Genomic DNA, 16,697 nt, shown 5'->3' with positions numbered 1-16,697 from the left:
CGGCACACATTTTTTCGGGCGCCTTGTCGCCTGCATATGGACTTTGAGAGGCTAGACCCCTGTGGCATTGACGATTCTCGGCCTGTCCGGCGCCCTTAGTCATGATCCCTCAGCAGCGCTGTACATCGACGGCAAGCTGATTGCAGCGGCCGAAGAAGAACGCTTCGTACGCGACAAGCATGCAAAGAACCGCATGCCCTACGAGTCGGCGAAGTTCTGCCTGGAGCAGGCGGGTATCAAACCGTCCGACGTTGATGTGGTGGCGATTCCGTTCGCCCCCATCAGCCTGTTCGGAAAGGCTCGCTGGCACTATGCCAAGCGTTACTGGTACGCCCCGGATCGCGCCCTTGACGCGCTCCTGATGGGTAACCGCCGCTACAAGCGCTATCGCAACAAGATCGTCTGGTGCCTGGAGCAACTGGGCTTCGATCCGAAGAAAGTCAAGATCGAGCCGGTGGAGCACCACCTGGCCCATGCTTCCAGCGCCTACCACTGTTCCGGTTTCAAAGAGAAAACCGCGATCCTCGGTATTGATGGCAAGGGCGAGTACGCCACGACCTTCTTCGGCTACGGCGAAAACGGCAAGATCCACAAGATCAAGGAGTTCTTCGATCCGGACTCCCTGGGCGGCCTGTATGGTGCGATCACCGAGTTCCTCGGCTTTGAAATGCTCGACGGCGAATTCAAGGTGATGGGCATGGCTCCTTACGGCGATGCCAGCCAGTATGATTTCTCGCGCCTGGCCTCCTTCGAAAACGGCGAGCTGGTGATCAACACCGACTACGCCAACGTCGTCGGCCTGCGTCGCTACAAGGAAAAGGGCAAGGGCTTCTACTTCTCGCCGAAACTGATCGAATGGTTGGGCCCCAAGCGCGAAGGCGATATTGCCGACGAGCCCTACATTCACTACGCGGCCAGCATGCAAGCACTGTTCGAGAAAATCTCGCTGCAGATGATCGACTACTACCTGGGTGATGTTCTCAAGGAAACCGGCAAGCTGGCCTTCGCCGGCGGTTGCGCGCTGAACGTCAAGCTGAACCAGAAGATCATCGCCCGCGACGACGTCAAGGAGCTGTTCGTGCAACCGGCTTCCGGCGACGCCGGTACGGCGGTGGGCGCTGCGGCCTATGTGTCCCATGCCCGCGGTGTGCCGGTGGAGAAGATGGAGCACGTCTATCTCGGCCCGTCCTACAGCAACGAAGATGTGATCGCCGCCTGCGCGCGTCACGAGAACGCGCCGAAGTGGCGCAAACTCGAGAACATGCCGGAGCAGATCGCCAAGATCATGGTCGATGGCAATCCGGTGGCCTGGTTCCAGGGCCGCATGGAGTTCGGTCCGCGGGCCCTGGGGGGGCGTTCGATCATCGGTTGCCCGAGCATCGCCGGCGTGGCGGATCGGATCAACCACCAGATCAAGTTTCGCGAGCGCTGGAGGCCTTTCTGCCCGTCGATGCTCGACACCGTGGCCCCACAGATGATCAAGATCGATCATCCTGCGCCGTTCATGACCTTCACTTTCGAAGTGGCTGAAGAGTGGAAGACCCGTGTGCCGGAAGTCGTCCATGAAGACGGTACTTCGCGGGCCCAGGTGCTCAAGCGCGAATACAATCCGCGCTACTACGACATGATGAAGGCGCTGGAGGTACTCACCGGTAATGGTGTCTCCCTGAACACCTCGCTGAACCGTCGTGGCGAACCGATGATCTGCTCGCCGACCGATGCCCTGAACATGTTCTTCGGCTCGGACCTGCAGTACCTGATCATGGAAGACATCCTGGTGGTCAAGGATGGTGCCAATGAGTATGCCGAGTCCTGACGTTCCGATGGGGGGCGTCATTGTGGTTCGGCGACGCTGATTGAGGTTCATGGGGATCGGGTCGGCTCATGCAACTCAGCGTTTGGGGTTTGACGGACTTTCTTTGCGCAAGGATTGCGCTGGTATCGAGGGGAGACAAGGTGGCGGGTATTGGCAGTAAGGCAGGGGCATTGATCTCCAGGGCAATCAATGAATATCCGGTTCGCGTGGCTTTCCTGGGGAGCCTGCTGCTTTCCTTGATCGCGGTGATGGGACTGGTAACAATCGGGCGCGATGCGGCCTTTTACATGACGATTGCCCAAGGGGTCACGGAGCAGGGGCCGAAACTGGCCTTCCAGTCGTTCGACTGGCCGTGGTTCACCTTGCTGATTGCTGGTACCCACGTTGTCCTGCCTTTGTCGTTCGAGACGATCGCCCATTTGTGGTGTGCTTTTTTCCTGGCTGGAACCTGTGCGCTGGTGGTTGACTGTGTATGCCAGCGTACGCCGGAAGCAGCGCGCTGGGCCTGCCTGGTCGTGCTGGCAATGCCGGCGGTGAACCAGGATCGTGATGACATTCTGCGTGAGTTCGGCTTCTGGTTCTTCTGTACCCTGACGCTCTGGCTGGCCTTGCGCTGGCAGGCTCGCGGCGGTTGGGTGCTTGCTTGCAGCATCCATGTGGCCATTGTGGCGGCGCTATTTTTCAGGCTGGAGGCCGTGCTGCTGTGGCCGGCCTTGATGCTGTGGCAGTTGTCGAACCTCTGGTCGAACAAGCATCGCAAACAGTTCCTGCAGTTCAGCCTGCTGCCGATACTGGGCTTGATTTCTGCGGTGGTTGTGCTTTCGGCGGTGGGGGGGCTTTCGTCGGTTCGTGTCGAGGCCTACCTGGGCATGATCAACCCCAAGAATATCTTTGCCTCTTTCGATCTACTGTCCCAGCAGTTTGCCAATACCCTAATCAACCCATTTTCAAGGTCTGATGCCGGGCGGATCATCTTTTTCGGCATGATGGCGACGGTAATCATTCTCTTCGTCAAGATGATGGGGGTATTCGGCGCCTCTTTCCTTTATCGCGGTAGCTGGGGCGTGCTGGGTATTTACTGGCGCCAATATCGCCCGTTCGCTTGGGCGGCCGTGCTCTACTTCGTGGTCTTGATGCTGTTCTTTATCAAGCAGCAGTTCATGATCGGTCGTTATGTGAGTTTCATGAATTTGTTGTTCGTCCCTGCACTGGCCATGGCCACTATGGTGTTCGCCCGGCGGTTTCCGCGGCTGGGCAAGGTTGTTCTGGTGATCGGCCTGCTGTTGCTGTTGACTAACGTGATCACTACCGGGGCGAAAAAAACTCAATATATCGAGGCCGGCCACTGGGTGGCGGCCAATATAGAACCGGACGCATCGGTCTACTACGAGGACGGACGCTTCAGTTATTACGCTGGACGCGGTTATATATTCCCCACGAAGACCCGTGAGCAGGCAATGGCACCGGAGCAGGCGAGCCGTTATCGCTACTTCCTGATCGAGGCCAAGGGTGACGAGCCCTGGTTGGGCGAATGGTTGGCGGGGCACGACATGCACATCATGACTCGCTTCGCCAATCGCAAGGGCGCCACCGTACTGGTGATCGGCAAGTAGACTTCAAGCTGACGGCAGGCCTGCCTGCCGTCATCTTCATTGGTCAGAAAAGGGGGTGTGATATTATCCTGTTCTCACTGATTCGCGCGGATTCCCATGAGCAGTCCTGAAACCCAAGCCCAGTCCACGCTGGCGATCTATTTCCGTCTTCTGAGTTACGTAAGGCCCTACGTGGGCCTGTTTGCTCTGAGCATCGTTGGGTTCCTGATTTTCGCTTCTACCCAGCCGATGCTGGCGTACATCCTCAAGTACTTTGTCGATGGCCTGGCCAATCCCGAGGCGGCCCTGTTCCCGGGCAATCCCTATTTCGGCAAGCTGCAACTGCTTGAAACCGTGCCGATGATGATTGTGCTGATCGCAGTCTGGCAGGGCGTGGGTTCTTATCTGGGCAACTTCTTTCTGGCCCGGGTTTCCCTGGGGCTGGTCCACGATTTGCGCATCGTCCTGTTCAATAAGCTGCTGGAATTGCCTAATCGCTTCTTCGACAGGCACAACTCCGGGCATCTGATCTCCCGCATCACCTTCAATGTGACCATGGTCACGGGCGCCGCCACCGATGCGATCAAGGTGGTCATTCGCGAAGGCATGACCGTGGTCTTCCTGTTCTGTACCCTGGTCTGGATGAATTGGAAGCTTACCCTGGTCATGCTGGCGATACTGCCGGTGATCGGGATGATGGTGAACAGCACCGCCCGCAAGTTCCGCAAGCAAAGCAAGAAGATCCAGGTCTCGATGGGCGATGTCACCCATGTAACTTCCGAAACGATCCATGGTTACCGGGTCGTGCGCAGCTTTGGTGGCGAAACCTACGAGAAACTGCGTTTCGAGCAGTCCAGCCAGCGCAATACCGACAAGCAATTGGCAATGACCAAGACCGGGGCCATCTATACGCCGACGCTGCAGCTGGTGACCTACACCGCCATGGCCGTGGTGATGTTCCTGGTGCTGTACCTGCGCGGCGATGCTTCGCCGGGCGACCTGGTGGCCTATATCACCATGGCTGGCCTGTTGCCCAAGCCGATTCGCCAGCTCTCCGAAGTCAGCTCGACCATCCAGAAAGGGGTCGCGGGTGCCGAGAGTATCTTCGAGCAGCTCGACGAGCCTGCGGAAGTCGATGACGGTACGGTCGAGCATGAGCGTGTCGAAGGTCGGCTTGAAGTGCGTCATCTCAGCTACCAGTACCCCGATACCGACAAGCGGGTGCTCGATGACATCAGCTTTGTCGTCGAGCCCGGGCAAATGGTCGCCCTGGTTGGGCGTTCGGGCAGTGGTAAATCTACCCTGGCCAGCCTGATCCCACGTTTCTATCAACACCAGCAGGGGCAGATTCTGCTCGATGGCGAGGAAATCCAGAGCTTTACCTTGCGTAACCTGCGTCGCCACATTGCCCTGGTGACCCAGCAGGTCACGCTGTTCAACGATACCGTCTCCAACAACATCGCCTATGGCGACCTCGCGGGGGCTTCGGCCGAACAGGTGCGTAAAGCGGCGACCGAGGCTTATGCCGACGAGTTCATCATTAAAATGCCGCGAGGCTATGACACCCTGGTGGGTGAGGACGGCGTGCTGTTGTCTGGTGGCCAGCGTCAGCGCATTGCCATTGCGCGGGCCTTGCTCAAGGACGCGCCGCTGCTGATCCTCGACGAGGCGACTTCGGCACTCGACACCGAGTCCGAGCGGCATATCCAGGCGGCATTGGATCACGTCGTCAGCAACCGGACGACACTGGTAATTGCTCACCGTCTGACAACCATCGAGAAGGCCGACCTGATTCTGGTGATGGACGAAGGGCGGATCGTCGAGCGCGGCACCCACGCTCAGCTGTTGGCCCAGAACGGTTATTACGCTCGTCTGCACGCCAAGGAATTCCAGGAAGGTGACGAGCCCGGCCCGACCAAGGTGGTGGGTATCTGCTGAGGGGCTTCACCGGTTTGAGCGCGACTATCGACTGCTATTGAGGCAGTCGGCGCTTTTGCCTGTGTTAATATCGCGCCCCTGTTCATTTGTATGTGGGTTGCTCCATGAAGTTGTCCATGCCGCGATTCGATCAAGCCCCTGTCTTGGTGGTCGGCGATGTCATGCTCGACCGTTACTGGCATGGTGGTACCTCACGGATTTCTCCTGAGGCGCCGGTGCCGGTGGTCAAGGTCGAGCACATCGAGGATCGCCCCGGTGGTGCCGCCAACGTTGCCCTGAACATCGCCGCTCTGGGGGCCCCGGCGTCGCTGGTGGGTGTCACCGGTGACGACGAGGCCGCCGACAGCCTGACCAACAGTCTCAAGGGCGCCGGGGTCCGGGCTCTGTTCCAGCGCATTGCGCACCAGCCGACCATCGTCAAGCTGCGGGTCATGAGTCGTCACCAGCAGTTGCTGCGAATCGATTTTGAAGAACCCTTCGCCACCGATGCCCTGGCCCTCGGGGCTGAAGTCGACGGCTTGCTCGAAGGTATCAAGGTGTTGGTGCTGTCCGACTACGGCAAAGGCGCCTTGAAGAATCATCAGGTCCTGATCCAGGCCGCCCGGGCGCGGGGTATTCCCGTGCTGGCCGACCCCAAGGGCAAGGACTTTTCGATCTACCGTGGCGCGAGCCTGATCACACCGAACCTCAGCGAGTTCGAAACCATCGTCGGCGGTTGTGCCGATGAGCATGAACTGGTGGCCAAGGGTGCCCAGTTGATGCAGGACCTGGACCTCGGTGCCTTGCTGGTGACCCGTGGCGAGCATGGCATGACCCTGCTGCGCCCCGATCATCCGGCGCTGCACCTGCCGGCCCGGGCCCGTGAAGTGTTCGATGTGACCGGTGCCGGCGATACGGTGATCTCGACCCTGGCCGCGGCCATTGCCGCGGGCGAAGAACTGCCTCACGCGGTGGCCTTGGCCAACCTCGCCGCCGGCATCGTGGTCGGCAAGCTGGGTACGGCGGCCATCAGTGCACCTGAGCTGCGCCGGGCGATCCAGCGCGAGGAAGGTTCCGAGCGCGGTGTGCTGGGCCTGGAGCAATTGCTGCTGGCGGTCGACGATGCGCGGGCGCACAACGAGACGATCGTGTTCACCAACGGCTGCTTCGATATCCTCCATGCCGGTCACGTGACCTACCTGGAGCAGGCGCGGGCCCAGGGCAATCGCCTGATCGTCGCGGTCAATGACGATGCCTCGGTCAGCCGCCTCAAGGGCCCAGGCCGTCCGATCAACAGCGTTGATCGGCGCATGGCCGTGCTGGCCGGCCTGGGTGCCGTGGACTGGGTTATCAGTTTCCCCGAGGGCACTCCGGAGAACCTGCTGGCCCAGGTCAAGCCGGATGTGCTGGTCAAGGGTGGCGACTACGGGATCGACCAGGTGGTCGGTGCTTCCATCGTGACGGCCTATGGCGGTACGGTGAAAGTGCTTGGGCTGGTGGAAAACAGCTCGACCACGGCGATTGTCGAGAAGATCCGCAGCAACTGACTAAGCGCCTGGCCCGTTCAATCCGTATGGGCCTGCATTAATGCCTTTACTGTAGGAGCCGGCTTGCTGGCGATGAGGCCGGCGAGTCTTGCATCGCTCTTGCGGCCGTCATCGCCAGCAAGCCGGCTCCTGCAAGGGTCATGTGTTCGCCGTTGCTTTGTCAGCGCCCGGTTTTCACCGGCACGATCTTGCGCAGGATCTGCCGGGCCTTGCCGGTCAGGCGCCTGATCTTCGAGTCCTTTTCAGGCTCCGCCATCCCCTGCTGCCGGACCCAGTCCTTCCAGCGAATCCGCTCCTCGCGCACCACCCAGCCTTCCTGTCGGGCAAAGCTTTCCGCCAGGTACAGGCCACGGGTGCTGGCCGGGTGCAATTGATCCTTTTTCAGGGTGTACAGCTCGGCACACGGCCGTCCGTCCTTGAGCGGCATCAGGTACAGATCGGGACGACTGCGGTCCAGGCGCGCCACCAACTGATCGTTCTCCAATCGTTCGTCGACATGGAACAGGCTCAGGGATTTGGCGTCGCGGGGGACCTCGAGCCGCAGGTCATAGATCAACTGCAGTGAAGCGGTGGGCAGGTGCACGTAGGTCTGCGGTCGTTCCATCAACTGCAGCGCGCCGCAGCGTACCGGCCTTGCCGCGCCGGACAAGGGCGTCAGGCGAAAGGGCAGGGCTTCGCGATAATGCAGCGCCGCGGAGTAGGGCGCCGGCAGCCAGGTGTCGTTGAAGCGCCCGGTCAGCCAGCCTTCCGGGGTTTCCAGCAGGCACTCTTCGGCGATTTCGGCAATCGCGGTGAGCAGCGGAATGGCCAGTTCATGGGCCGGCACATAACCTGAAATCAGCTTGAGCACCACGTCGCCGCGATCCTGGCGGCGCTGGCGGACCAACACCCAGTAGTCGCGGTTGTGCCAGTGCAGGGTCAGTCGCACCGAGACGCCGAGGTTGGCCAGTTCCAGGGTGAAACGCTCGGGGTCGTCCACCGCGACCGGTTTGCGTTTGTGCAGGGTTTGCGCAAAGTTCAACGGCATCCCGACGCTCTGGTAGCTCAAGCCTTCGGGGGTCGCCTCGACGAGTAATGGCAGGGTCTTGAAGTCGCTGGGGTTCTTGCGTATCAGCGTCCGCGGCATCTCGGCTCCTTCTTGCGTCGGGGTCGGCCGCTTGGGCGGCATCAGTTTTGGCGAATGACCCGGGCCACCGTCGCCACATTGTGGGCCAGGTGCAGCGGGTTGATGGTGCCGACAATAGCACTGGCAACACCGGGCTGTGCAAATAGCAGTTCAAAGCTGGCCCGCACCGGGTCGATACCGGGGGCCAGACAGACGTGGCCGCTGGCCAGGGCCTTTTTCACCAGGATCGCCTTGCCGTGGGCAGCAGCATAGTCAATGACCGGTTTCTCGCCCTGTTCGTTCAGATTGTAGGTGATCATAGCGCAATCACCTTGTTCCAGAGCTTTCAGGCCGCCTTCGACGGTTTTGCCGGAAAAACCGAAAGCACGGATCTTGCCTTCGGCCTTCAAGGCGGCGAGGGTCTGGTAGACCTCGCTGTGTTCGAGGATCGCCAGGTCGTTGCCGTCGGAGTGCACCAGCACCAGGTCGATAAAATCGGTTTCCAGGCGTTGCAGGCTGCGCTCCACGGAGAATCGTGTATGGACGGCACTGAAGTCATGGCTCGACTGGCCGGCTTCGAACTCTTCGCCGACCTTGCTGACGATCACCCACTCCTGGCGCTGTCCGCGCAGCAGAGGGCCCAGGCGTTCCTCGCTGCGACCGTAGGCCGGTGCGGTGTCGATCAGGTTGATGCCCAGATCGCGGGTCAGATGCAGCAGTTGGCGGGCTTGCTGGTCGTCGGGAATCTGGAAACCGTTGGGGTATTTGACTCCCTGGTCGCGGCCGAGCTTGACGGTGCCCAGGCCCAGGGGGGACACCTGCAGGCCGGTACTACCGAGGGCTCGATGCAGGTCGTGCAGGGTCGGCAGGCTCATGGCAGCAGTTGCTCCCAAGGGGTTTGCGCCATCGTCGGCTTCGGCAGGTCGGGCAAGCTGGCTGCCGGGCCCGGACGGATACCGTCGCGTTCCAGGCTCTTGAGCACGCGGTCGGCGAAGTCCGGCGCCAGGGCCAGCTTGGTCGGCCAGCCCACCAGCAGGCGATCCTGTTCGGCGAGGAAGGCGTTGTCCGGACGGGTCAGGCCCGATTGCAGCGGTTCGGCGCGCTCGACCCGCAAGGTGGCCCATTGCGCCTGGCTCAGGTCGACCCAGGGCAGCAGGTTGCCGAGTTCCTTCTGGGCACTGGCGATCTGCGCGGCGGGCTCGCGGGCGACGCCTTCGGCCTCGGCGATATCGCCGCCGAGGTACCAGACCCACTGGCCATCGGCCGCCGGATGGGTGGTCACGGTAATCCGTGGCTTGGGTCCGCCGCCCAGGCAATGGGCGTACAACGGCTTCAGGCTCGGGCCTTTGACCAGCACCATGTGCAAGGGGCGTGTCTGCATGGCCGGCTGGCTCAGGCCGAGGGCCTTGAGCAAGGCGGCGTTGCCCGCCCCGGCGCTGAGCACAATGCGTTGGGCATGGATATCGCGGCCATCGACCCGCAGGCCCACCAGTTGCTCGTTGTCCAGCAGGGGTTCGATATCGTGGCCGGCCAGCAGGCCGTCACCGGCCAGTTCGGCCAGGCGGGTGATCAGGCTCGGCACATCGATCACCAGTTCGGCCAGGCGATAGACCTTGCCCTTGAAGCGCGGATTTTGCAGGGCGGGCGGCAGTTGCTCGCCCTTGACCTGGTCGACCCGACCGCGCACGGCCTTGCTGGCGAAGAAGCTGGTGAGGTTGCCGGCCAGGGTGCCGGGAGACCACAGATAGTGGGCTTCGGAGAGCAGGCGCACGCCCGACAGGTCGAGCTCGCCGTTGCCGGCCAGGGCCTCGCGCCAGCGCCGCGGCATGTCGGCGATGGCTTCCGAGGCGCCGCTCAGGGCACCGTGCAGGGCGTATTTGGCACCGCCGTGGATGATGCCCTGGGATTTGAGGCTCTGCCCGCCGCCGAGGCTGGCGCGTTCCACCAGTACCGTCGAAAACCCCTGGCGGCGCAGGCGCGCGTTGAGCCAGAGACCGGCAACGCCGGCGCCGACAATCAGGACATCGGTGGAGAGAGCGGATGGCATGCGGCGACCTCGGTGTTCAAGACAAGGCTCGCAGTATACAGGTGGCGAGCGGGCTAGTGCCCGGCGGTCTTCGAGAACAGCTGGATCACCACCACGCCGAGGACGATCAGGCCCATGCCGAGCATCGCCGGGATATCCAGCTTCTGCCCATAGAGAAACAGCGCCGCGACGCTGACCATGACAATGCCCATCCCGGCCCAGACCGCGTAGGCCACGCCCACCGGCACCGTGCGCACCACCAGGGTCAGCATCCAGAAGGCGATGGCGTAACCGACGATGATCAGCAACAAGGGGATCGGCGTGCTCAGGCCCTTGACCGCTTTCATGGAGACGGTGGCGATGACTTCGGCGCAGATGGCGATGGCCAGGTAGTAGTAAGCGTGCATGGGACAATCTCTCGTATTTGGGCCTGCTGATAAGGTTGGCATTCTAGAGACTCACCAGATGGGGTAAAGTCATTACCTATCTGAAAAAAAGATGGATTGCCCATGAGTATTCAGTGGAACCTGGAGCAGATGCGCCTGTTCGTCGGCGTTGCCGAGCAGCGTTCGTTTTCCGCCGTGGCCCGCCAGCAGCGCAAGGCGCAGTCGGCGGTCAGCAATGCGATCGCCCTGTTGGAGACCGATCTGGGGGTGACGCTGTTCGAGCGTAGCAGCGGCCGCCAGCCGAAGTTGACCGAGGCCGGGGCCGCGTTGCTGGAGGAGGCGCGGGAAGTGCTGCGCCAGTGCGATCGTCTCAATGGTAGGGCGCTGGCCTTGATGCGTGGCGAGGAAGCCTGTTTGCGCCTGGCCCAGGACGAGGCCATGCCCTATCAGCCGGTGCTCGACAGTCTGGAAGCGCTGTCGGAGCATTACCCCAGCGTCGAGGTGCAACTGGCCAGCGGTGCCCAGGGTGATGTCGCGCGCAAACTGGTGGAGCGACGGGCGGACCTGGGCCTGCTGTTCCACCACGACCAGATGCCGCAAACCCTGGAGCGACGGGCGTTGGGCAGTGTCGAGATGGTCACGGTGTGCGCGGTCAATCACCCTTTGGCGGCTTCGCTGCGGGTCAACCGCCAGCAACTGGCCCGGCATCGGCAATTGCTCATTTCCCCGCAACAGAGCGGTTACCCCGGCGACGAACAGCTCAGTCCGCAGGTCTGGCGGGCGGACTCCTTCTACGTGATGGCTGAGCTGTTGATGCGCGGCCTGGGCTGGGCCTGGCTGCCACGGCACGTGGTGCAATACCCGGCGTACCAGAACCAGATGGTCGAGCTGAGCAGCGAATGGACGCCGCCGGCGCTGGTGGTTGAACTGGTCTGGCGTCGTGACGAGCCCCTGGGGCCGGCGGCGCGCTGGCTGGCCGAACGGTTTGCCGAGCACTTGCAGGCGATCGGCTGAAAAAGTCGATAAACTCCGTCGCCATGAATAGAACTCTCTACAGTTTTTTGTTTCACCTGGGGCTGCCGCTGGTGGCGTTGCGTCTATGGCTGCGGGCGCGCAAGGCGCCGGCTTATGCCCGGCGGGTCGGCGAGCGCTTTGCCCGTGGCCTGCCGACATTGCGCCCGGACGGGATCTGGGTGCACGCCGTGTCGGTTGGCGAGAGTATTGCCGCCGCGCCGATGATTCGCGCCTTGCTGGCGAAGTATCCGCAGCTGCCGATCACGGTCACCTGCATGACGCCCACCGGTTCCGAGCGGATCAAGGCGCTGTTCGCCGACGAGCCGCGCATTCAGCATTGCTACCTGCCCTATGACTTGCCGTGGGCGGCGGCGCGTTTTCTCGAGGCGGCGCGGCCAAAGCTGGCGGTAATCATGGAGACCGAGCTGTGGCCCAACCATATCCATCAGTGCGCCAGGCGCGGGATTCCGGTGGCGTTGGCCAATGCGCGACTGTCGGCGCGTTCGGCCAAGGGTTATGGGCGATTCGCCCGCCTGACCCGACCGATGCTGGAGGAAATGAGCCTGATCGCGGTGCAGACCGAAGCCGAAGCCGAGCGTTTCCGGCAACTGGGCGCCCGGCCTGAATGCGTCGAGGTGACCGGCTCGATCAAGTTCGATTTGAGCATCGACCCGCAACTGCTGGTGCGCGCCGCTGAACTGCGTGGGCAATGGCAGGCACAGGAACGGCCGGTGTGGATCGCCGCGAGCACCCATGAAGGTGAGGACGCGGTGGTGCTGGCGGCCCATCGGCAATTGTTGGGCAACTATCCGAACGCCTTGCTGATCCTGGTGCCGCGTCACCCGGAGCGCTTCGACAGCGTGTTCGCCTTGTGCCAGGAGCAGGGTTTTACGACGGTACGGCGTTCCAGCGGCGAGCCTGTCAGTGCGCAAACCTCGGTGTTGCTCGGTGACACCATGGGCGAGCTGCTGTTTCTCTACGCCTTGGCTGACAGCGCGTTCGTCGGCGGCAGCCTGGTGCCCAACGGCGGGCATAACCTGCTGGAGCCGGCGGCGCTGTGCAAGCCGGTGTTGAGCGGGCCGCACCTGTTCAACTTCCTCGAGATCGCTGCGTTGATGCGTGAAGCGGGGGCGTTGCAGGAAGTGGAGGATGCCGAAGGCCTGGCGGTGGCGGTGCAGCGCCTGTTCGAGTTGCCGCGTGATGCGCAGAAGATGGGTGAGGCGGGGCTGAAGGTGATGCGGGCCAACCAGGGCGCGTTGCAGCGTTTGTTGGATGGGTTGGGGCGTTTGTTGTCGCGCTAGAACCTCAATCAAGGATGAACACGATTTTGTGGCCGCAATACGTCCTGTAGGAGCAGGGCTTGCCCGCGAAGAGGGCCTTACTGGCGCCAAAAGCTTCGCGGGCAAGCCCTGCTCCTACAGGTTTCGTGGTGTTCTCAAGGTCCCGATCAATACTTTGGATTGCCCTTGAGATTGGCCGCGGCCGCCTTCGCCAGATCCGGTGGCAGGAAGTCCTTGTCCGGGTTGTAGTCGGCCTTCAGGTAGCGCTGCAGGTCGCTCAGGTCGCCCGGGTTCAAGGTGCCCGCTGCCTGCTTCAGGCGCAGGTTATCGAGAATGTAGTCATAGCGGGTGTTGTTGTAGTCGCGCACCGAGGTGTACAGCTGACGCTGGGCATCCAGCACATCGACGATATTGCGCGTCCCCACCTGATAACCGATTTCGGTCGCTTCCAGCGCACTCTGGTTGGAGATGATCGACTGCTTGCGCGCCTGCACCTGTTCCACATCGGTGTTCACCGCACGATGCAGGTTGCGGGTGTTTTCCACCACCTGGCGACGCAGGGCTTCACGCTGCTGCTCGGTCTGGCTCAGGCGCGAAGTGGATTCACGCACTTGCGAGCTGGTCAGGCCGCCACTGTAGAGCGGCACACTCAATTGCAGGCCGATCGTGGTCTGCTTCACTGGGCCGGCGTAGCTCTGGGGCAGCAAGTTGGGATTGCCCAGGCCGAAACCGTCGTTGTCGCCGGCCTCGTACTTGGCCACCGCGTCGAGGGTCGGGGCATGGCCGGCCTTGCGCTGCTTGAGGGTTTCCTCGGCGGCGCTGACGGCGTAGTTGCTCGCCAACAGGTTGAGGTTCTGCCGGGCCGCGGTGTCGACCCAGGCCTTGGCGTCATTCGGGGTCGGCGCCAGCACCGGCAAGGTGTGGACGATGCCCTGGATCGAGTTGTACTGATGGTTGGTCAGGGTGATCAGGGCTTCGAAGGCATCCTCCACCGAGCGCTGGGCAGCGATCCGGTTGGCCCGCGAGGTGTCGTAGCTGGCCTGGGATTGCAGCACGTCGGTCTTGTCCGACAGGCCGACGTCGAAGCGCTCGTTGGACTGGTCGAGCTGGCGCTTGAACGCCGCTTCCTCGGCCTTGGTCGAGGCCAGGGTGTCCTGGGCGCGCAGCACCGCGAAATAGCTTTCGGCGCTTTGCAGGATCAGGTTCTGCTCGGTCGCCGAGAGTTGCAGGGCGGCCTGTTCGTTGACGTCCTTGGCGGCCTGGTACTGGAACCAGCGGTCGGCCCGGAACAACGGCTGGGACAGGGTCGCCTGGTAGGTCGTGGCGCTGCGGTTGAGGTTCATCGACGGCTGGTCGATGGAGGTCTGGACATTGTTCGTACTGGCGCCGGCCGACAGGTTCGGCAGCAGGCCGGCCCGGGCCTGGGGCACGACTTCCTTTTGCGCGTCATAGTTGGCGCGGGCGGCGGCCAGGTCGGCGTTATTGCCCACGGCTTCCTGGTACACGCTGACCAGATCGGTCTTGGCCGTCAGGGGCGTTTCAGCTGCCCAGACCAGTCCGTTGGTCGCACAAGACACGGCCAGGGCCAGTGAAAGTTTGCGCAGCATGAGGCAGTTCCTAGAGTAAATATTACGGTGCTAATGCGATGGCCGAGGCTACTGCCCGGCCTGCCCAGCGTCAAGAAGTAGCGAGTGTAGTGCCGGGGGCGGGTTGGCAACAATCCTGTATATCTGCCATTTATCCAGACGAATAAGGGGGAGATGGCATTATGTCGCAGTCTTCTCTACACTCGTCTTGTTCTTGTCGGGGTGCCTTGCTATGAGGCTGAGATCGGATAATTCCGGATCCCGTTGAACCTGATCAGGTTAGCGCCTGCGTAGGGAACAAGATTTCTCGTCCCCCGGCGAGTCCTCTTGTGCTCCGTCCGGGATGTTGTTCGACAATCGAACGGCCTTCACGAGCACCGAGCACAGCACCAGCCCTGGTGTGTCCGTGCCTTTCAGGTTCGTCCCGACAATCCCCCTGGATACCGTCTGGAGAGCCGTGATGAGTACAAAATTAAAAGATGCCGCCAACCTCAGCGATTCAGCCAAGGTCGACGAGCAGTCGGTACAGCCTTTTACCCGTTCGCAGAAAATCTACGTGCAGGGCTCGCGCCCGGATATCCGTGTGCCGATGCGCGAAATCAGCCTGGATATCACGCCGACCGACTTCGGCGGCGAGGTCAACGCCCCGGTGCTGGTCTACGACACCTCCGGTCCCTACACCGATCCGAACGTGATCATCGACGTGCGCAAGGGCCTGGGCGATGTGCGCTCGGCCTGGATCGACAGCCGTGGCGACACCGAACGCCTGACCGGGCTGAGTTCGAACTTCGGTCAGCAGCGCCTCGCTGACCCGGAGCTGACCAAGCTGCGTTTCGCCCATGTGCACAATCCGCGTCGGGCCAAGGCCGGCGCCAACGTCAGCCAGATGCACTACGCGCGCCAGGGCATCATCACCGCCGAGATGGAATACGTCGCCATCCGCGAGAACCTCAAGCTGGAGGAAGCCCGTGCCGCCGGCCTGCTCAAGCAACAGCACCCGGGCCACAGTTTCGGCGCGAGCATCCCGAAACAGATCACCGCCGAATTCGTCCGCGAGGAAATCGCCCGCGGTCGCGCGATCATCCCGGCCAACATCAACCACGTGGAGTTGGAGCCGATGATCATCGGCCGCAACTTCCTGGTGAAGATCAACGGCAATATCGGCAACAGCGCCCTGGGTTCTTCCATCGAGGAAGAAGTGGCCAAGCTGACCTGGGGCATCCGCTGGGGCTCGGACACGGTCATGGACCTGTCCACCGGCAAGCACATCCATGAAACCCGCGAGTGGATCATCCGCAACTCGCCGGTGCCGATCGGTACCGTGCCGATCTACCAGGCCCTGGAGAAGGTCAATGGCGTGGCCGAGGACCTGACCTGGGAGCTGTTCCGCGACACCCTGATCGAACAGGCCGAGCAGGGCGTCGACTACTTCACCATCCACGCCGGCGTACTGCTGCGCTACGTGCCGATGACCGCCAAGCGCGTTACCGGGATCGTTTCCCGTGGCGGTTCGATCATGGCCAAGTGGTGCCTGGCGCATCATAAAGAGAACTTCCTCTACACCCATTTCGACGAAATCTGCGAAATCATGAAGGCCTACGACGTCAGCTTCTCGCTGGGCGACGGCCTGCGTCCGGGTTCGATTGCCGACGCCAACGACGAAGCGCAGTTCGGCGAGCTGGAGACCTTGGGCGAGTTGACCAAGATCGCCTGGAAGCACGACGTGCAGTGCATGATCGAAGGCCCGGGGCATGTGCCGATGCAGTTGATCAAGGAGAACATGGACAAGCAGCTGGAGTGCTGCGACGAGGCGCCGTTCTACACCCTTGGCCCGCTGACCACTGACATTGCGCCGGGCTACGACCACATCACCTCCGGTATCGGTGCGGCGATGATCGGCTGGTTCGGTTGCGCCATGCTCTGCTACGTCACGCCCAAGGAGCACCTGGGCCTGCCGAACAAGGATGACGTGAAGACCGGGATCATCACCTACAAGATCGCCGCCCATGCCGCCGACCTTGCCAAGGGTCACCCGGGCGCGCAGATCCGCGACAACGCCCTGAGCAAGGCGCGCTTCGAGTTCCGTTGGGAAGACCAGTTCAACCTCGGCCTGGACCCGGATACCGCACGGGCCTACCACGACGAGACCCTGCCGAAGGATTCGGCCAAGGTCGCGCATTTCTGTTCGATGTGCGGGCCGAAGTTCTGCTCGATGAAGATTACCCAGGAAGTCCGTGAATACGCGGCCAACCAGCGGATCGAAGCGGTTGATGTGGAGGCGGCACAGGGCATGGCGGAGCAGGCGGAACGCTTCAAGCGCGAAGGTAGCCAGTTGTACCAGAAAGTCTGATGCGGTCTGAGGTAACCGGGCGCTTGTAAGGGCCTCTTCGCGGGCAAGCTCCGCTCCCACAGGATTTGAGTCGAGCCT

The 16,697-nt window shown here is 62.1% G+C and carries 12 protein-coding genes and 1 riboswitch; of the genes, 7 read left to right on the top strand and 5 right to left on the bottom strand.

The window, feature by feature from the left end; genetic code table 11:
* Positions 1–61: 61 nt before the first annotated feature.
* The 4 genes from M5C01_RS06625 to hldE all read left to right on the top strand — a co-directional run bounded on the left by M5C01_RS06625 (position 62) and on the right by hldE (position 6,872).
* Positions 62–1,816 carry a carbamoyltransferase gene (locus M5C01_RS06625; protein ID WP_178129789.1) on the top strand — a complete coding sequence of 585 codons (1,755 nt, stop codon included), beginning with the start codon at positions 62–64 and terminating at the stop codon, positions 1,814–1,816.
* 68 nt (positions 1,817–1,884) lie between these two features.
* Entirely contained in the window at positions 1,885–3,429 is a 1,545-nt protein-coding gene (locus M5C01_RS06620; protein ID WP_248764292.1) for a hypothetical protein, read from the top strand.
* Positions 3,430–3,525: 96 nt separating this feature from the next.
* Positions 3,526–5,346 (top strand): lipid A export permease/ATP-binding protein MsbA, encoded by a 1,821-nt coding sequence (gene msbA, locus M5C01_RS06615; RefSeq protein ID WP_152737709.1) that lies wholly within the window; start codon positions 3,526–3,528, stop codon positions 5,344–5,346.
* A 104-nt stretch (positions 5,347–5,450) separates the two neighbouring features.
* A complete protein-coding gene (gene hldE, locus M5C01_RS06610) occupies positions 5,451–6,872 on the top strand; it encodes a bifunctional D-glycero-beta-D-manno-heptose-7-phosphate kinase/D-glycero-beta-D-manno-heptose 1-phosphate adenylyltransferase HldE (RefSeq protein WP_152737708.1) in 1,422 nt (473 codons plus the stop codon).
* A gap of 160 nt (positions 6,873–7,032) precedes the next feature.
* On the opposite strand, the gene M5C01_RS06605 is transcribed toward hldE, so the two are convergent.
* From M5C01_RS06605 to M5C01_RS06590, 4 genes are read right to left on the bottom strand one after another with little or no spacing between them, the layout of a single operon-like run.
* On the bottom strand, positions 7,033–7,998 hold the full coding sequence (locus tag M5C01_RS06605) for a metal ABC transporter ATPase (protein ID WP_103498042.1): 966 nt from the start codon (positions 7,996–7,998) through the stop codon (positions 7,033–7,035).
* Positions 7,999–8,039: 41 nt separating this feature from the next.
* The gene (locus M5C01_RS06600) at positions 8,040–8,852 is read right to left on the bottom strand and encodes an aldo/keto reductase (RefSeq protein ID WP_152737707.1); all 813 of its coding nucleotides are present in this window, start codon (positions 8,850–8,852) and stop codon (positions 8,040–8,042) included.
* Positions 8,849–10,024, bottom strand: a complete 1,176-nt coding sequence (locus tag M5C01_RS06595) for an FAD-dependent oxidoreductase (RefSeq protein WP_152737706.1) — start codon at positions 10,022–10,024, stop codon at positions 8,849–8,851. The genes M5C01_RS06600 and M5C01_RS06595 overlap by 4 nt, the downstream gene beginning before the upstream one ends.
* Positions 10,025–10,077: 53 nt before the next feature.
* On the bottom strand, positions 10,078–10,410 hold the full coding sequence (locus tag M5C01_RS06590) for a multidrug efflux SMR transporter (protein ID WP_103498045.1): 333 nt from the start codon (positions 10,408–10,410) through the stop codon (positions 10,078–10,080).
* Positions 10,411–10,518: 108 nt separating this feature from the next.
* Here M5C01_RS06590 and M5C01_RS06585 point away from each other — a divergent pair, with 108 nt between their 5' ends.
* A complete protein-coding gene (locus M5C01_RS06585; RefSeq protein ID WP_178129798.1) occupies positions 10,519–11,403 on the top strand; it encodes a LysR family transcriptional regulator in 885 nt (294 codons plus the stop codon).
* A 23-nt stretch (positions 11,404–11,426) separates the two neighbouring features.
* Positions 11,427–12,704, top strand: a complete 1,278-nt coding sequence (gene waaA, locus M5C01_RS06580; RefSeq protein WP_103498047.1) for a lipid IV(A) 3-deoxy-D-manno-octulosonic acid transferase — start codon at positions 11,427–11,429, stop codon at positions 12,702–12,704.
* Between the two features lie 146 nt (positions 12,705–12,850).
* Here waaA and M5C01_RS06575 read toward each other — a convergent pair whose 3' ends face one another.
* The gene (locus M5C01_RS06575) at positions 12,851–14,290 is read right to left on the bottom strand and encodes a TolC family outer membrane protein (RefSeq protein WP_152737703.1); all 1,440 of its coding nucleotides are present in this window, start codon (positions 14,288–14,290) and stop codon (positions 12,851–12,853) included.
* Positions 14,291–14,477: 187 nt separating this feature from the next.
* Positions 14,478–14,583, top strand: a riboswitch (TPP riboswitch).
* Positions 14,584–14,729: 146 nt separating this feature from the next.
* On the opposite strand from M5C01_RS06575, the gene thiC reads away from it, so the two are divergent.
* Positions 14,730–16,619: a phosphomethylpyrimidine synthase ThiC gene (thiC, locus tag M5C01_RS06570; RefSeq protein ID WP_103498049.1), complete on the top strand. Its 1,890-nt coding sequence runs from the start codon at positions 14,730–14,732 to the stop codon at positions 16,617–16,619.
* Positions 16,620–16,697: the final 78 nt, after the last annotated feature.

It is taken from the genome of Pseudomonas sp. MWU12-2319 (assembly GCF_023242525.1).
Taxonomy (GTDB): domain Bacteria; phylum Pseudomonadota; class Gammaproteobacteria; order Pseudomonadales; family Pseudomonadaceae; genus Aquipseudomonas; species Aquipseudomonas gingeri_D.
The sequence above is the reverse complement of the archived record's forward strand: the minus strand, read 5'-3'. Positions and strand labels throughout refer to the sequence as shown.